We start from the raw sequence: 17036 nt of genomic DNA, 5'->3' as shown, positions 1-17036 counted from the left end.
CAATAGTTAGACTAAAGTGTAGTTAAACTAAAGTGTAGTTAAACTAAAGTGTAGTTAGACCAAAGTAATGTTCAGGCAGTAATATTCAAATGGTTTTATTAAAATAGCACTATGACCAGTGGTAACAAAATATAAAAGCTAGAAGTATAAAAGCCAGATCAATGACAAAGACATTAACCTAGCTTTTTACAGTGTTTCTAGTTTTTAGACATTATTCGGTAGGGGCAAGTGCTGGATAACCAAGGGCATAAAGCGTGCCTTCAAGACCAGTCACGTTAACCGCCGCATCAGCCCGTGCTTGGACGATAGGTTTTGCGTGATAGGCAACCCCTAGATCGGCGATGGCCATCATCGGCAAATCATTAGCACCGTCACCAATACAGACCACTTGTGACATATCGATGCCTAAGCGCTCTGCCGTGTGTTCGACGATGGCGGCTTTTTTGGCACCATTGACGATAGGTAATTGCACGTGGCCCGTCACCATGCCTTCGTCAATATCTAAAAAGTTGGCATGAACTTCGTCAATACCTAACTGCTCTGCGATATAGCGGGCAAAATAGGTGAATCCACCTGATACCAATACGGTGTGATAACCCAATGCTTTGAGTGCACTGATCGTGGTGCGTGCGCCTACTGATAAAGTTAAGCGGCTACAAATATCATCCAATACGTCAATTGGAATGTCTTTTAATAGTGCCACACGTTTGGCAAAAGATTCGTCAAAATCGATCTCACCGCGCATCGCCGATTCAGTGATGGCGGCAACTTCTTCACCGATACCTGCCGTTTTGGCCAGCTCAACGATGACTTCTTGCTCGATTAAGGTGGAGTCCATATCAAAGCAGGCAAGCTTGTGGGTACGTAGCATATGACCAACAGATAAGATATGGCAATCAACGACATTCAAATTATCCGTACTATCAGCACTGCTCGTACTCTTATACGCTTCAGCCAAATCATGACGCAAGCGTCTGGTCAGCTGCTCATCAATGATGTGAGCGGCAGCGGTTTTTTTGGCGGGGTGCATGAGCGTATCGGTGACTGGTACCAGTAGATAGCGGAATACTTGTGTCTGTGTAAAAGGAAGGCGCTGTGCATTTCCGTCTGTTGGTTCTGTATCAGAGACAGTGATATTCACAAAACTTGCATCGGTATCTTCAGCGACAGTGACCAGATGCCAGTTCGGCTGCTCATCGACCCAAGACTGCACATATTGATGGATATCAAGGGTTGATACTTTGGTCGGTAGCACCACAATTAGTGCAAAAACAGGTAGGGACTGTAGCGCGTCAAAATCCTGTAGATCAGTACCATCAGGTAGGAGCGAGGCAATAGAGTCAACGGCTTGTTGCCATGCTTTGCTGTCTTTTGGTAACGAATAAGATGTATTGTTTGGCATGGCTTAATTGTCCCTTGTATGCTCGTATAAGATTGGGAATAATAGCAGCTTTCCTCGGCAGCGCCTATAGATGACATGCAAAGTATCACGGTTAACTAAAAAGGGCTGTACCAGACAGAAAAGCGTTTGAAATTGAATGTTATTATTATGACAAATTTATAAAGCTGCTAACGCTATAAGGTTTATTATGGTGATATAGTAGATAGGATAAGCGAGTTGTATTTATGATAATGTGTTTAGTCATAACAAGTCTCATGTGCGGTCGTTTATCCTATAGTTCTTCCACTATAAAAGTATGACAGCGTTAACCTCGCTTGAAGTATCACATATACATCTACACTTGGTTGCCTTGTACTACTTTTGAATTGAATCGACTATAAGTGATGGTTTACCCAGATATACGTTATAAAGACACGCGTTACAAAAAGATGCCTGCATTACCGTTTTTTAAAATAGCCAAAAAATGAGCAATAGCCTTGTTTTTTAATTTCTTTTATCCAAAAAAGTTTAACATATCATGACGTATTTAGCGCCGCGGCAAGGGTTGTTTGCCATTATTCTTCTGGTTAGTTTTTGTTTGCAGACTCTATTGTTGGTTATTAGCACCGATCAACAGTTGAGCAACAGTCGTGCGTTAAAAGGCGAGCAGATGGTTGCTCAGCTGATTGATGAGGCAAGATTGTCTTTAGAGAATAAAGACCGTGTCAGTCTAAGCGTGATTGCTAATCGCTATACCAGCGAGCAAGACGTGACGAAGATCTTGATCACAGACAATAACGACGATATCTTGGTGCCAGTCGGCAATGCGCCTATGCAGCAAGGTGATACGATTCGTCAAATTGCTACCAACGGCGATGCTGTGATTGGTAGTGTGGCACTGACATTAAAGGATATTAGCAAAGGTGAAATTATCGCCATGCAATGGCCATTTGTCATCGGTACTATGCTACTGCACTTATTGCTTTGGTTAATTTACGGCTATCTTGCCCGTCCTACCAAAGAGCAAATCAATGCCCTCAGTCGTGATATCCAAGATTTGCACCGTGAGCAGTATATGCAAATTGATCAGCGTAGCCGTAACCACGAGCGCCGCTCAGCTGACCGTCAAACAAACGATCTCCAAGAAAATGACTATCAAACAATGAGCAGCTTGGATGAAGACGGCGCAGAGCATAAACCAGCTGACCTTCGTAAGTTTGATGTAAATAGTGAAGTAAACCAGTATTTAAGAACACAACAAAATCAAAGTGCGGCGAGCGATACCGCTCATTCTAGTACGGCTATTGATGGTGCGGCAGATGACCAAGTAGAAAATCTAGCAGCGAAAAGCATGCAAGATGAAATGAGCGGCAGTAGTACTCAGAGATCTAGCAGCGCCTCGCGATTGTCTGCCACACGAGCATTTGACAGCGTGAAAGTACAGATTGTATTCCATGACGAGTTCAATATGCTTGAGCGTCTTGCACCTGCCCAGCGCTTGCCTTATTTGGCATTATGCACTCAGCTATTGAACCAAGCAGCGACTGAGCTACTCAAGCAGCCATTGTTGCTAGGTGTCAGCATGATAAATGAGCCTAAGTTCGATGACAGCGGTGCGAGTGTGCTATTAAAAGCTGATAACAGCCATGCCAAAGTGGCGTTAGCAGGCGTGATGCTTGGTAAGCTATATTTAATGCTTAACAAGATTATCCATGACAAGCATATCGAGCTGTCGCGCTTTGCATTACCTGCCAAAGCGGGCGTCAGTGATGATGCACAAAGTGATGCGATGACGCAATTACTGCACAGTGTTGGCAAAAAAGAGCAGATGCTGATCTTGCTACCGAATGCTGGACTCAAGCAAATCAGCCATCATGTACAAGTACAGAGTATCATGCGCCCAACCACCGTTTATGAGCGTGAATGTGCCGTATTCGATGGTGGGAATGATTCAATGATTCAACGTTTGGCTGATGTCCGAAATTCGGTACTGATGATTGAAAATGAAGACGAATCACATATTTAATAGTATCTGTGTAATGATGTTTCATTAACGACAATTGTTTTTGTTTTTATGTACACAATTGTCTGTTATATTGCCTACATCATTATCTTGGTATTATAGGTGAAATAGGCCATAGTGATAAAAAGCATTGACAACGTTCAGTAGAGACTTTATAAGGCATATATATATTAATGTATTCTTAATACCTTTGCCAAAAATGATAGGAGTTTGTCATGAGTGACGCTGATATTGACAACGATTTTGATGATGATTTCATCGATGATGATGATGCAAAGATGGTGGAAGAGGCTGAGACGAGTGTACGTACGCGCTTAAGCAGTCTTGAAAAACGTCGTCTAATCGATAATTTGTTAGAAGAAAAACGGTTGGCTAAAGAGCTAAAAGACGATTTAGATGACATCGATAACTTCGATGAAGATGGCGATGACTGGGATGATGACGACTTTTAAATTTTAGAATAAAGGTCTCACACAATATAATAAAGTTAAGTCATTTAAGCCGACTAAAGCCACGTAATAATGGCTCATCACCTAATGGTATTAGATTGATGATATCTTATTTATTACTTTTCTATGGTTGCCAGCAGCCCATTCTATGCAGTAATTCTGACTTTATAATGGTTGTTTGAATGTTTATTCGAATGACCTTTATCCTCAAATTATCACTGATTTTGCACGTAACTGAACGTTTATTGCGCATTTATTAAGACTGTCGCAATCCACCTTTCAAGGACAATTAGACCATGAGTAACCAATTAAGTTTTGATGAATTACTAGACTATATGGACAATCAAGAGAGCCAGTTTGTGCTCGATAGTGTCGCTGCGCATGGTTTTTTGACGGCGACAGTCATCGGTCGTCCATTGCCTAACTGGATGGATGCATTGTTTGAAGGCCATACTAGTGAGATTCCAGAAAACGTGATCGATGGCATCACACGCTGGCGTGATTCGATCATCGCTGAGTTAAAAAACGAGACGCCTATCGAGCTACCGTTTGGTGAAGACGCTGGTGATGAAGAAGTAGCCGTCGACTTTTCAGATGACTCAGATATCGTTGCTTGGTCAATCGGCTTTGTCGATGCGATGTATGGTGATGAAGCCAGTGATTGGTTTGAAGATGAAGAAACCGCAGAAGACGTAGCAGTGTTGACCTTACCAATGATCGTATTGAGCGGTATTGATGACGAAGATCCAGAGCTTGCTGAGATGCGTAAAGATGAAGATAAACTGGTGCAAATGGCCAATAGCATTGAAGGCAATTTGACTGAGCTGTTTTTGTTGTTTCATACCAACGACTAATATTTTTGTATTTAATAAGCGGTACTATCAATAGCGCTGCTTATTATGTTCCATGCAGTTTTATACCTCTTTAACTCATCGATAAGGTCGTAACATGACTGTACAGCTTTCCAATCTTGAGCGCTTGCCTAACTATCAAATCACCGAGCGTTTAGATGTGGTGTACGGCAGTACGGTACGCTCAAAGCACGTCGGTAAAGACTTGTTTGCTGGACTAAAAAATATCGTCGGTGGTGAGCTGACAGCTTATACCGAGCTGTTAGAAGAGTCACGTCAAGAAGCGATAGACCGCATGATTGTCAAGGCAGAATCTTTGGGTGCTGATGCAGTCGTTGGTTTGCGTTTTTCGACCTCTAGCATCGCGCAGGGAGCCTCTGAGCTATTTGTTTATGGTACTGCTGTCAAAGCGATACCCATGCCGCAGCAATCACCTCAAAACCCGCCAAGCGATTCGCATTATCAAACGGGTCAATCGCATCATTCAGGTCAACACCCAAGCATGCAAACCCCATCATCAGAACCTAATGATGAGTTGCCACGTTTCAATCCTTTTGGTTAGATAACCGAATCTTAAAGCATTGATGCTTTTGTATGATAAGAGACGTGCCATGAACAACTCCCTTACCCAATTCCTCATCAACTATGCACCGTTTGTTTTATTATTCGCGGCTGGCTGGTTTTTTGGCACGCGTCACGAGCGTCAGCATTTGGCACAGTTGAGCATCGACGAGCAAGCACTGAGTCATATCATTGTGTCAAGCGAACGCTTTTATCGTCCTAATATTGCGGCTAATAGTCAAGGTGAGCTAGTACTGGGTAGTGTGGTGATTGGTCAAGATTACTTCAAAATGATTATCGCCCGTGTCTTAAGTATCTTTGGTAAAAACCTGACCACCTACGAGACGTTATTAGATCGCGCCCGCCGTGAGGCTATCGTACGGATGCGTACCGAGGCCAATGCCAAAGGTTGTAATCATATTTATGGTCTACGCCTTGAGGTGACTAACGTCAATCAACTAGGCAGCATGGTAGAAGCCATCGCCTATGGTACGGCAGTTATCAGTACTGACCGTCACTAAAGCCCTGCCAATCTAAGATATATTCTTAATCTTGCCTTCTTTCTTATCCCCAAAATAATCACTTGTCTTAGGGTGTGTCCTCATTTTAAAAATGATGATCAAAATAAGATAAATTGCAGTCAAACGAGGAAAATAGCGCAGATAATATCGGGATATTAACCAGATATTTGACGATGTTTGGCAAAATTTAGCTATTTTTAGCCCATTTAGAGGGCACTCGTTTGAATTGAGGACACGTCCTAGTTATCCTTGCGTTGCTATCAATGTCTAACAAGAAATTATAGAGGGTCGACTATATTATGCTTGAACTTTTCTTCTGGGGCTTCCTGCTACTTTTACAGATTGTTTTTGGGTTACTGATGTTTTATGGTGTGTTTAAAGTGATGCTCTGGTCTAGTCGTAAAAAGCTGTCAAAGCGTACTTCAAGCTCATCTTCAGGAGATGACGTCAACAACAGTAACAGTAATCATAGCGGATATAGCAGCCAGGACTCTTGTAGTGACAGTGGTGGCGATGGCGGCGGGTGTGATTGATTCCTTTCTTAGCGGCAAATCTGCTCGTTCTCAGCCTAACAACATAAATAATGGGATACCCTAAAATTTTCTGTACTTTTATATGGCGGATATCCTACGTTTGAATACTGACTGGTGAGTAGTTGAATAAAATAGATAAAGCTGCCTTTACAACGATATACTTTATGTTACCGCTTTATTACGATTACTGAATATATGTGAAAGATGGCATGGAATGCTGTCAAGTAATGTTGTCATACAAAACATTGATGACGTCGATGGCTTTTACCCAAAATCTCAGCAGGATTGGCTGATTAAGCATCACAAAGTTGTCATAAAACTGCCTATGTAAGGGCTCTATCTACAAGGATGTAGTTATGGAAGGTGTGGAGTTAGTCACGTTTGTAAATTCAAAAGTCATTCCTATTGGTATTTTTTTGATCATGATGGGGATGGGTCTGTCCTTAGTTACCAATGACTTTAAAAGAGTCGTCAAATACCCCAAAGCAGTCGCAATAGGCCTAACCAATCAGCTGATCTTCTTACCATTGGTTGGTTTTGCTTTGGCAACCTCGATGTCCCTAGAACCTGAATATGCCGTTGGGGTTATGTTACTGGTGCTTTGTCCTGGCGGCACCACCTCAAACCTATTCACTTATCTGGCCAAAGGTGATGTCGCACTGTCGGTCACCATGACCGCTATTGCAAGCGTCATTACCGTGTTTACCATTCCTATCGTCCTCAGTTTTTCTCTCGTGTATTTCATGGGCGCGGGCAGTGAGTTTCAGTTGCCAGTGGTTAAAACCATGGTCAGCTTAATTGCTCTAACTATCTTACCTGTGAGCGTTGGTATGCTGATCAAACGCTATGCGCCCACGGTTGCAGATAAAACACAGGTCATGGTTTCTCGTTTTGGCGTGATATTCCTGAGTTTTTTGGTTTTATTCTTAAGCTATGTGCAAAAAGACATCATTGTAGAAGCCTTGATAGCGACTGGCCCTGTATCATTGATATTGAATGTGTCAACGATGGCGCTTGGTTATTACACCAGTAAATGGTTTGGTCTGAATCCGGCACAAAGAAGATCGATTACCATGGAAGTCGGCCTACAGAACAGTACGCTTTCGATGTTTATGGCATTGACATTATTGGCCAATTACAAAATGTCGCTGACGCCAGCTATTTATACGCTAATCATGTTCTTAACCGCAGGTATCATGGTAAGAGTATTCAGTGCGCAACACAATAAGGCGAAGCAAACTGAGATAGACAGTAGTGTGATGGCAGCACGTAGACTTTAAACTTAAGACTATAAATCACTCAATCGTCTTTTAATTGACTGAACCCCATAACCGGCTTGATGTTTCAAAGCTTGTTATGGGGTTTTTGCATTTATGGCCACTATATTTCATTACATACAGACTGTAGAACATAGCGCAAGACAGGGTTAAGGACAGAGCTTAACGATGACGTACATCTACTCTTTCTTTGGCATTGGCTGTCTGTTCTTTTACTTTTTCAATTTCAAACAAGAAGGTGCGGTTTTTCAGTACTGCGACAAACACCACGCCACCGACCGTATTACCCACCAGTACCACTGCCAAGAAGATTAAATAGCGCCATAGGCTGACAGTATTGCCATACAGTAAGGCAGAAAACACCTCAATATTACCTACGATACTGTGATGTAAACCCAAAAATCCGATACTGCCAGTAATGATGGTAACTAAGACAATGCGGCTAAGGGTATCGCGTGCCGAGGTCACCAGCCATGCCGTCACGCCCATCATCCAACCTGCCAATACTGCGCTACCAAATATCACCCACCATTCAAATCCTAAGACATGCTCGGCATACGCGTCAATATCGCTGACGCTGAATAATTGCATTTTCAAACCAAGGCCAATCATTAACGCAGCAAATAAACACCCACCCACCACGTTACCAGCGATCACAATGCCCCATAGACGTAGCAACTTAGTTAACGGTTCAATCCCATTGAGTACTGGCAGACTTAGTAGGGATGTTTGTTCGGTAAACAATAGCGACTGACCAATGACAACGATAATAAAGCCGATGGGGTAAAGTAACGAGGCGAGTACGAGGGCGTATTCACTGGGTAGTACTCTGCTGAGGAGCGCAAAAGCCGATAAAATCATAAAGAAGCTAATACCAATCTCAAGTCCAGCGGTAAAAGCACTGGTGAATAGCGAGCCAAGCGAGCGCTCAAAGGTTTCTTTAGCGTCCATGACTTGCTCAACTAAAATACTGGCATAGCTTTTTGCATGACTCAAATTGTCATCATTGGCGACTTTTTTGATGGTTTCTTTGTCTTCGTCACTGATTTCTTCTGGCAGATCATTGTCTTTTAGGTCTTCAGTGACGTTTGTCTCATTGGTGTTCTCATTATTATTGTCATGAGCTTTGCCATTGGGACTGTTTTCTTGAGAGCCTTTTTGACTGTTTTCTTGATGGTCTTCTTTCTGGCTTCTTTGAAATTTTTCTTTATGACTGTCATCAGCCAAGTGCTCATAATCTGTAGATGAGGTCTGCAAGTCTTTCTGATGTTCAGTATGACTATCAATATCTTGGGACACGGTAAACTCACTGGTTAAGAGATAATAGTTTTGCTATATAAGAAATATCGAACGTAGAGATAGAAACTATATTGAGACAGAAGCTATATTCTATCGTACGACGATCGCTGATTATGTTTAGCATTGAGCCGATTGCTGTTGTTAATTGTTTAATAATTTGCTCAAAAACTGCCTTCAGGCTTTATAAATTGCCTTACCATCTAACAAAATATGCCTATCTGCGTTAAAATCACTCTATTCATGATTTTCCTAATTTTTATATTCGCTTTAATTCAATTAACTTTGATCACATTCAATCAATAAAAGATAATGCCATTATGAGTAACCACAACCTAACCGCCTCTATCCAAGCGGCCTTAAGCCAACTTGAAAACGCCTATAATCCTGCGGAAGTCGAAGCAGGCATGTATCAGGGCTGGGAAGAAAGCGGCTATTTTCAGCCGACTTTTGACAAAGACGAGTCATTTTCTATCGCGCTACCACCGCCGAACGTCACTGGCTCGCTGCACATGGGACATGGTTTTAACAATGCGATCATGGATGCGCTCACCCGTTACCACCGCATGGATGGTGACAATACGCTGTGGCAGCCAGGTACGGATCATGCGGGTATCGCGACTCAAATGGTCGTTGAGCGTCGTTTGGAGGCACAAGGTATCAAGCGCCGTGATATGACGCGTGAAGACTTCATCGATAAAGTATGGGAATGGAAAGAAGAGTCGGGCGGTAATATCACTAGCCAAATTCGCCGTTTGGGCAGCTCGGTTGACTGGTCGCGTGAGCGCTTTACCATGGATGACGGTCTGTCTAACGCAGTCAAAGAAGTGTTCGTACGTCTATTTGACGATGGCCTTATCTATCGTGGCAAGCGTTTGGTCAACTGGGATCCTAAGTTCCAAACCGCATTATCTGATTTAGAAGTAGAAAACCATGACGAAAAAGGCAGCCTGTGGCATTTCCGCTATCATTTCACGGATGCAGACCTAACCACCCAAGATGGTAAAAACTATCTGGTCGTCGCCACCACACGTCCTGAAACGCTACTTGGTGATACTGCTGTCGCCGTCAATCCTAGCGATGAGCGTTATGCACACTTGGTTGGCAAAACCATTACCTTGCCAATCACGGGGCGCGTCGTGCCTATCGTCGCTGATGATTATGTCGAAAAAGACTTTGGTACGGGCTGCGTAAAAATTACTCCAGCGCATGATTTTAACGATTATGAATTGGGTCGTCGTCATGACTTGCCATTGATTAATATTCTTGATGAGCGCGCCAATATTTTGCCAGCGATGGAAGTCTATCCTGACTTGCAGACGCGTGAGCCAGAATTAGAGACCACCCCAAGCGAGTATGCTGGTTTAGAACGTTTTGCTGCACGTAAGTTCCTCGTTGAGCAAGCAGGCGAGCAAGGCTGGCTAGAAGATATCGAAGACTACGCACTCAAAGCACCACGTGCTGAGCGTGGCGGTACGATCGTTGAGCCGTGGTTGACCGATCAATGGTATGTCGCTGTCAAAGAATTGGCCAAGCCTGCGATTGACGCGGTAGAAGACGGCAGCATCGAGTTCGTCCCTGCGCAGTACAAAAACATGTATATGTCGTGGATGACCGATCTGCAAGATTGGTGCATCAGCCGTCAGCTGTGGTGGGGACATCGTATCCCTGCATGGTATGACGATGCGACGGGTGAAATCTATGTCGCCCGTGACGAAGCTGAAGTACGTAGCAAGTACAGTCTCAGCGACGATATTGTATTGCGCCAAGATAATGATGTGCTCGATACATGGTTCAGCTCAGGTCTATGGACGTTCAGTACGCTTGACTGGGCAGATGTCAACGCCGATCCACGCGTGATGGACACCTTTCACCCAACCAGCGTGTTGGTGACAGGTTTTGACATTATCTTCTTTTGGGTGGCCCGCATGATCATGATGACCATGCACTTCGTGAAAAACGAAGACGGCACGCCGCAAGTACCGTTTAAGACCGTTTATGTGCATGGTCTGGTACGTGATGGCAATGGTCAAAAAATGTCAAAATCAAAAGGCAACGTCTTAGATCCGATTGACCTAATCGACGGTATTGATCTAGAAGCGCTGGTAGAAAAACGCACCAGCAACATGATGAATCCGAAAGACGCGGCCAAAATCGAAAAGCAAACGCGTAAAGAGTTCCCAGAAGGCATCCCAGCCTTTGGTACGGATGCATTGCGCTTTACCTTTACATCCCTTGCCAGTACCGGTCGCGATATCAACTTTGATCTAAAGCGTGTCGAGGGCTATCGTAACTTCTGTAATAAAATCTGGAACGCCAGCCGTTTTGTACTCATGAACTGCGTCGATAGCGAAGGTGCTGCCAAGCCTATCGACCAAGCGGCAAACCCTGACGTTTGGGAATTGCCAGAAAAATGGATAATGAGTCGTCTGAACTCTACCGTTGCCGATATCCATCAGCATTTTGCTCAGTATCGTCTCGATATGGTCAGCCAAGATATCTATGAGTTCATCTGGAATGAGTACTGTGATTGGTACGTTGAGCTTGCCAAAGCCAGTCTAAATGATGACTCAGTGTCTGACGAGCGCAAAGCGCAAATCCGCTATGTATTGCTGCACGTGCTAGAGACGGCGCTACGCTTTAGCCATCCAATCATGCCGTATCTGACAGAGCAAATCTGGCAGACGGTAGCACCGCTACTGGGTCGAAAAAACACTGACAGCATCGTGGTCGCTGACTATCCAAAAACGGATGAGGCACAAATCAGTGAGCAAGTTGAGGCGGATATGGCGTGGCTACAGGAGCTAATCGCTAGCGTCCGTAACATCCGTGGTGAGATGAAACTGGGTAATGCCGTACGTCTGCCAGTGCTACTACAAAATATCTCTGCTGATGAAGATGCGCGTCTATCACGTATCAAAAACCAGTTCAAAGCGCTTGCCAAAGTCGAGAGCTTAGAGATTATAAATAGTGGTGACGGCTCTGATCAAAAGATTCCACTATCGTCATCAAGTATGGTCGGTCAACTACGTGTACTCGTACCGATGAAAGGTCTGATCGATCCAACGGCTGAGCTGGCACGCTTAGGTAAGTCATATGATAAGTTGAAAGGTCAAGCCGAAGGCATCGCGCGTAAGCTTGGTAATGAAGGCTTTGTGAGCAAAGCACCTGCGGAAGTAGTCGATGCTGAAAAAGCGAAACTGGCTGAGCTAGAAGGGCAGTTGACCGCGATGACGGCGCAGATGGAGCAGTTAAAAGCGTTGTAAATAAAACGTAAATATCTGTAGTAATAAAAAGCGCTGTCACACTTGTGATGGCGTTTTTGTTTCGTTACATAGATCAGAGCGATGATGTAGATCAAGAATTTACATATTATATAGAGTTATCTTTTTGATTATATACGTCACTATATGTCGTATATAATCTCTAATACCTGTTTTTTATAGTATTAAGGTACTATTATTAGTAAAAGTACTGAAAAAACATTAAGACAAACTGTTAAAGTATTGATATAAATAGGTCTAATCATACTGTGTTATAATTGGTAGCTTCAAAAAATGATAAATTTTGCAGATATAGTAGATTTAGATACTTTAAACATCACAACTGATAATATTGAACAACTAGGTACTAAAGAGAAGTTTTGGTTCCAGCATCCTACATACGATATGAAATGTCTCTTTAAGATTTCAAGAGAGGGTACTGGAGAGCATTGGTCAGAAGTTATAGCTGATAAGATATGTACAATAATTGGTATTCCACATGCAGAATATGAGTTAGCATATATAACTCATTATGGTGAAAAAAAGCTTGGTGTTTTTACTAAAAATATCGTCCCTAAAAACTATGAAATGGTGATAGGTAACCAGTTCCTATATCAGCTAGTGACTAATACTTTAAAGCAACCTTACCCCCAACCTCTAAATTCTCCAACAAGGTTTGATAAGGTTAAAGAATATACCGTTGATTCTGTGCTCAGAAGTTTAGAGCTTATAGAAGTATTACCTGAGCATCAACAAATAAGTGATCGTTGCTTAAGTGCTTGCGATATATTCTGTGGCTATTTATTGCTAGACGCTTTGATTAGTAACCAAGATAGGCATCATGAAAATTGGGCAGTACTTCAAAGTAATATTACAGGTAAGCAGTTCATGTGTCCTACTTATGATCATGCCTCCAGTTTAGGTGCAATTGTTAAGGATAGCGAAAAACATGAAAGATTAATAACAAACGATAAGTATAGAAAGATTCCTGCATTTACTGCTAAAGCTCGATCTGTTCTTTACAAACATCCTGAAAGTTCCAAACGAATGACTACTAAGGAAGCATATTTTGAGTCAACTAACCATAAATGTTCATCCGATGATATTAGAGACTATTGGAATGAAATATTAAGGACGCGTCTAACTCCAGAAGTAATTAAAAGTATTATTAACTCAATTGATGATGTAATAATATCTCCAACTTCTAAAGAGTTTGCAATTGCGATGATTAAAGAAAATAGAAGTTGCATACTATCCGCTTAGGGTGATTTATGAATATTCAAAAACAAAATATTTTTATTTCTTGGCAGAGTCAGGAAACTAGAAATTGGTATGTTGTCGGTAATTTAGAGTATGATGGTCAAACTTATAATTTCCGTTATACAAATGGTAGTAAGAAAGCAAAGAAGGATGGATTCACCGCTTTCCAAGGAATGAGTGAGTTAGACGTTATTCACTCATCATCAGAGTTATTCCCATTATTCAGAAATAGAGTACTTTCAAGTAGAAGGCCAGAATATCCTAGGTTCATTTCTTGGTTGAGATTAGGTGATGATGCAACAGAAATGGATTTATTAGAGCGTAGTAACGGCATTAAGGTTACTGATAATTTACAAACTTTTTCTCGTTTAGAAATTGACGATTCTGGTAGTTTCGATTGCTTTTTCTTTTTACATGGATTAAGCCATCGTACACAAGATGCAAGAGATTTTGTTAGTAAACTTACACTAGGAGATCAATTATTCCTAAAGCAGGAACTAGATAATCCTCATGATAGCAATGCTACAATGGTTTTGAGTTCTGGTAAAAAAAATTCGGCTTTACAGTTAGGTTATTGTCCAAGATATCTGTCATCTGACGTTTCTAAGTTATTAAATGATAATTATGATTCGATTAAATTTACGGTTGAGAGTTTTGATAGCAAAGCCCCCATTCACTATCAGCTTATGTGTCGTTTAACAGGTCAAGTAACACAGAAATTTGATCGATCACAGTTAGACGAGGATGAGTTTAAGTTTGTACAAGGCTAAGTCAAATGTTTGAAGAAGAGCAGTATTTGATCTGGGTTGATATTGAAACTACAGGATTAAATCCTTCCGAAGATAAAATTTTAGAAGTTTGCTGTGTCATTACAGATAAAAACTTAAATATTAAAGCGAGTTCGAAAAATCTAGTAATAAGTACTAACGTTTGCGACATGAATGATTGGTGTTTAAAAACACATACTAAAAATGGTTTAGTTGAAGATGTCTTGCTGTCTAGTCTTAAAATAAATGATGTAGAAATTGAATTACTGAAATTTCTTCAGTCTTGGTCTGACTATAAAACATCTCCGATGTGTGGAAGTTCAGTACATTTTGATAGAAGTTTTTTGAAAGTTCATATGCCTCTTATAGAGGACTACTTTACTCATAGAAATGTAGATGTTTCAAGTTTCAAAGAGATGACTCATAGGTGGTATGATGTTGGCTATTCCAAGAATGAAAATAACCATCGCGCTGAGTCTGATATTTTAGAAAGCATTGGAGAACTAAAGTTTTATCGAAATCGCTATTTTGTTTAAGTGAAAAACCGCTACAGCAAATACTGTAGCGGTTTTTTAATGTCAGTAATTAGTCTATTATCTTTAAAGGAATAAAAATCTAACGTAAGGAACACCATGAACTATCTCACCGTTGGACAACGCGCGCCTTTAAGCAACCTTGCTATTGACGACACCGCACCAATCACGCTCAAGTTCACTCGTCAAAGCCCAATAGAGATGGACATCAGCTGCTTTGCGTTAGACGCAGCAGGCAAACTGATCAATGATGATTACATGGTGTTTTATAATCAGCCAACCTCACCATGCGGGCAAATCAAACTCATCCATTATGAGTCGCAGCCAACGGCGAATAAAGGCATTCAAGCCGAGTTTGAAGTTAATTTATCCAAACTGGCGACTAATATAGACAGCTTGTTTTTTGTGCTATCAGCCGATACGCCGTTGAATAAAATTCAATCGTTAGAGATTGGCATTTGGCAGCAGTCGCAAAAAGCGCAGGCAGAGTATCAAGCAGCAGACTTTGCCCAGCAGCAAGCCAGTATGTTGATGCAACTTTACCGTAAAAGTGGCGTTTGGCGAGTATCTAACGTCGCGCAAGGCTTTAATGGTGGACTTGCCGCCATCGTGCAGCATTTCGGTGGTGACGTAGAAGAGGGCAGCTCGACAGCAGTAGAGGCGACCGTCACGCCAATGCAAGCAAAACCGTCATTAGAGAAGGTCATGCTAGACAAAGCACCAAAACTGGTCAATCTGGCCAAAAAAGCCACGATATCGCTTGAGAAACGCCAATTGCAGCAATTAACCGCAAAGGTAGCACTGGTGTTAGACGCCTCAGGCTCAATGAACAGACAGTACAAAAAAGGCCGCGTGCAAGAAGTGGTCAATCGCATATTGCCATTGGCAGTGAGCTTCGATGATGACCAAGCGTTAGACTGCTGGGCGTTTGCCCGAGATCCGCAGTATTTGGGCGAGATTGGGCTGAGCAACTATGACGGTTTCATTGACAATGCTCATGGCGGCTGGCGCAAATGGGCACTTGGCCCGCGCATTAACAATGAAGCAGAAGTCATGAAAGCCGTGACGGAGTTTTATCAAAAGGACGGCTTGGATGTGCCTGTCTACGTGCTATTTATCAGTGATGGCGGTGTGAATGACAATCGCGGTATCACGAGAGTCATGACGGAAGCCGCGAAGCTACCGATATTTTGGCAGTTTGTGGGCTTGGGTGGTCGTGGTTATGGCATCCTAAAAAAACTAGACGACATGGCAGGGCGCGTGATTGATAATTGCGACTTTTTTGAACTCGATGATTTGGACGACATTAGCGAAGAAGCCTTGTATGAAAACATGCTAGAAGAGTTCCCAATGTGGCTAAAAGAAGCCAAGCAGCTTGGGATAGTGACGAGCGGTAACTAATAATCAGTCGATAAACACCTAGAACTAATAAACAGTCGATAAATACCTAGATAGGTATCCATAAAGGTAACGCAAGAGATAGGTTTGGTCGTTTATTTACCCATCATTAACCAAACCTACCTATTTATAGCAAAAACCTCGCAAAAATAGTCTTGTATCGCTTTCGGTGGTATTGCATGCTTACTTACCTATATAGGTAGCTATCTTATAAATAAGTAGCTGCTTGCCTTTATCGCCGTATTGCCTAAAAACATGATTTCTATGACTCAATCAAAAAAAACGTTTTATCACCGTCCCAAGACCAATCAATCGAAGAGCCCTACCGTGCGTTGGCTGTTTTTGACGTTAGGCTGGCTATTTTTTGTGTTGGGAATAGTGGGGGCTTTACTACCAGTGATGCCCACCGCGCCATTTATATTGCTGGCGGCAGGGTGCTGGGCGCGTAGCTCAAGGCGTTTTCATTTTTGGCTGATCAATCATAAGTTTTTTGGGAAGTTTGTCCGTGATTGGGAAAATAATCATGCAGTACCTTTCTATGCCAAGTGGTTAGCCACGATAATGATGGCAATATCTACATCTATGTTATTTTATCGTTTACCTGCTGATATGATGTGGATGGCATGGGCGGTAGCGGCGGTCTGTAGTGGGGTAGCGGTGTATTTGTTCCGTTTACCAAATGCTTAAAAAACAGTGAAAATAGGTCAAAAAACAATGAAAAAGGGCCTCCAGTTACACGAAATCTCAGATAAGACTTGCGAAATCAGGATGTTCCCCTTATAATACGCCCAAGCTTAAGAGCAGTTCTGCACCAAATCATTACCTCGTAGTATTAGTTATAATCCTTCGTTTTAATATTTATCGTTCAGTAGCTATTTGCAAGCGTTACCGGTCACTAGGCCATTAATAAATTAAAAAGTAGG

The 17036-nt window shown here is 42.2% G+C and carries 14 protein-coding genes; 12 read left to right on the top strand and 2 right to left on the bottom strand.

Annotated elements, in window-relative coordinates; all coding sequences use genetic code 11:
- Nucleotides 1-211: 211 nt before the first annotated feature.
- Nucleotides 212-1402: a phosphoserine phosphatase SerB gene (serB, locus tag ACZW67_RS02815; protein WP_465182076.1), complete on the bottom strand. Its 1191-nt coding sequence runs from the start codon at nucleotides 1400-1402 to the stop codon at nucleotides 212-214.
- A gap of 517 nt (nucleotides 1403-1919) precedes the next feature.
- Between serB and ACZW67_RS02810 the strand changes: the two genes are divergently transcribed.
- The 6 genes from ACZW67_RS02810 (at nucleotide 1920) to ACZW67_RS02785 (ending at nucleotide 7599) form a co-directional block, all read left to right on the top strand.
- Nucleotides 1920-3407, top strand: coding sequence for a hypothetical protein (locus tag ACZW67_RS02810; RefSeq protein ID WP_465182075.1), 1488 nt, complete (start codon nucleotides 1920-1922; stop codon nucleotides 3405-3407).
- Nucleotides 3408-3619: 212 nt separating this feature from the next.
- Entirely contained in the window at nucleotides 3620-3856 is a 237-nt protein-coding gene (locus tag ACZW67_RS02805; protein ID WP_110924075.1) for a PA3496 family putative envelope integrity protein, read from the top strand.
- Between the two features lie 293 nt (nucleotides 3857-4149).
- The gene (locus ACZW67_RS02800) at nucleotides 4150-4707 is read left to right on the top strand and encodes a YecA/YgfB family protein (protein ID WP_110924074.1); all 558 of its coding nucleotides are present in this window, start codon (nucleotides 4150-4152) and stop codon (nucleotides 4705-4707) included.
- 94 nt (nucleotides 4708-4801) lie between these two features.
- Entirely contained in the window at nucleotides 4802-5266 is a 465-nt protein-coding gene (locus tag ACZW67_RS02795; RefSeq protein ID WP_465182074.1) for a YbjQ family protein, read from the top strand.
- A 49-nt stretch (nucleotides 5267-5315) separates the two neighbouring features.
- Entirely contained in the window at nucleotides 5316-5786 is a 471-nt protein-coding gene (locus ACZW67_RS02790) for a YbjQ family protein (protein WP_110924071.1), read from the top strand.
- 889 nt (nucleotides 5787-6675) lie between these two features.
- Nucleotides 6676-7599: a bile acid:sodium symporter family protein gene (locus tag ACZW67_RS02785; RefSeq protein ID WP_110924069.1), complete on the top strand. Its 924-nt coding sequence runs from the start codon at nucleotides 6676-6678 to the stop codon at nucleotides 7597-7599.
- Nucleotides 7600-7758: 159 nt separating this feature from the next.
- On the opposite strand, the gene ACZW67_RS02780 is transcribed toward ACZW67_RS02785, so the two are convergent.
- Nucleotides 7759-8895 carry a formate/nitrite transporter family protein gene (locus ACZW67_RS02780; RefSeq protein WP_465182073.1) on the bottom strand — a complete coding sequence of 379 codons (1137 nt, stop codon included), beginning with the start codon at nucleotides 8893-8895 and terminating at the stop codon, nucleotides 7759-7761.
- 317 nt (nucleotides 8896-9212) lie between these two features.
- Between ACZW67_RS02780 and ACZW67_RS02775 the strand changes: the two genes are divergently transcribed.
- From ACZW67_RS02775 to ACZW67_RS02750, 6 genes are all read left to right on the top strand, one after another.
- Entirely contained in the window at nucleotides 9213-12158 is a 2946-nt protein-coding gene (locus ACZW67_RS02775; RefSeq protein WP_465182072.1) for a valine--tRNA ligase, read from the top strand.
- A gap of 291 nt (nucleotides 12159-12449) precedes the next feature.
- Nucleotides 12450-13418 carry a HipA domain-containing protein gene (locus tag ACZW67_RS02770; RefSeq protein WP_465182071.1) on the top strand — a complete coding sequence of 323 codons (969 nt, stop codon included), beginning with the start codon at nucleotides 12450-12452 and terminating at the stop codon, nucleotides 13416-13418.
- Between the two features lie 8 nt (nucleotides 13419-13426).
- A complete protein-coding gene (locus ACZW67_RS02765) occupies nucleotides 13427-14185 on the top strand; it encodes an HIRAN domain-containing protein (RefSeq protein WP_465182070.1) in 759 nt (252 codons plus the stop codon).
- A gap of 5 nt (nucleotides 14186-14190) precedes the next feature.
- Complete coding sequence (gene orn / locus ACZW67_RS02760) at nucleotides 14191-14718, top strand: oligoribonuclease (protein ID WP_465182069.1); 528 nt, start codon at nucleotides 14191-14193, stop codon at nucleotides 14716-14718.
- Nucleotides 14719-14814: 96 nt separating this feature from the next.
- A complete protein-coding gene (locus tag ACZW67_RS02755; RefSeq protein ID WP_465182068.1) occupies nucleotides 14815-16116 on the top strand; it encodes a VWA domain-containing protein in 1302 nt (433 codons plus the stop codon).
- A 261-nt stretch (nucleotides 16117-16377) separates the two neighbouring features.
- Nucleotides 16378-16800 (top strand): YbaN family protein, encoded by a 423-nt coding sequence (locus ACZW67_RS02750; protein WP_465182067.1) that lies wholly within the window; start codon nucleotides 16378-16380, stop codon nucleotides 16798-16800.
- Nucleotides 16801-17036: the final 236 nt, after the last annotated feature.

This window comes from Psychrobacter sp. TPE 89C (assembly GCF_055522395.1).
Note: the sequence above shows the minus strand (reverse complement) of the source record. Positions and strands in the feature narration are given on the sequence as shown.

Coding starts and splice junctions, on each gene's coding strand:
- ACZW67_RS02790 (WP_110924071.1), top strand. CDS start 5,316: ATGAACAACTCCCTTACCCAATTCCTCATCAACTATGCACCGTTTGTT.
- ACZW67_RS02765 (WP_465182070.1), top strand. CDS start 13,427: ATGAATATTCAAAAACAAAATATTTTTATTTCTTGGCAGAGTCAGGAA.
- ACZW67_RS02750 (WP_465182067.1), top strand. CDS start 16,378: ATGACTCAATCAAAAAAAACGTTTTATCACCGTCCCAAGACCAATCAA.
- orn (WP_465182069.1), top strand. CDS start 14,191: ATGTTTGAAGAAGAGCAGTATTTGATCTGGGTTGATATTGAAACTACA.
- ACZW67_RS02810 (WP_465182075.1), top strand. CDS start 1,920: ATGACGTATTTAGCGCCGCGGCAAGGGTTGTTTGCCATTATTCTTCTG.
- ACZW67_RS02755 (WP_465182068.1), top strand. CDS start 14,815: ATGAACTATCTCACCGTTGGACAACGCGCGCCTTTAAGCAACCTTGCT.
- ACZW67_RS02805 (WP_110924075.1), top strand. CDS start 3,620: ATGAGTGACGCTGATATTGACAACGATTTTGATGATGATTTCATCGAT.
- ACZW67_RS02785 (WP_110924069.1), top strand. CDS start 6,676: ATGGAAGGTGTGGAGTTAGTCACGTTTGTAAATTCAAAAGTCATTCCT.
- serB (WP_465182076.1), bottom strand. CDS start 1,402: ATGCCAAACAATACATCTTATTCGTTACCAAAAGACAGCAAAGCATGG.
- ACZW67_RS02800 (WP_110924074.1), top strand. CDS start 4,150: ATGAGTAACCAATTAAGTTTTGATGAATTACTAGACTATATGGACAAT.
- ACZW67_RS02775 (WP_465182072.1), top strand. CDS start 9,213: ATGAGTAACCACAACCTAACCGCCTCTATCCAAGCGGCCTTAAGCCAA.
- ACZW67_RS02770 (WP_465182071.1), top strand. CDS start 12,450: ATGATAAATTTTGCAGATATAGTAGATTTAGATACTTTAAACATCACA.
- ACZW67_RS02795 (WP_465182074.1), top strand. CDS start 4,802: ATGACTGTACAGCTTTCCAATCTTGAGCGCTTGCCTAACTATCAAATC.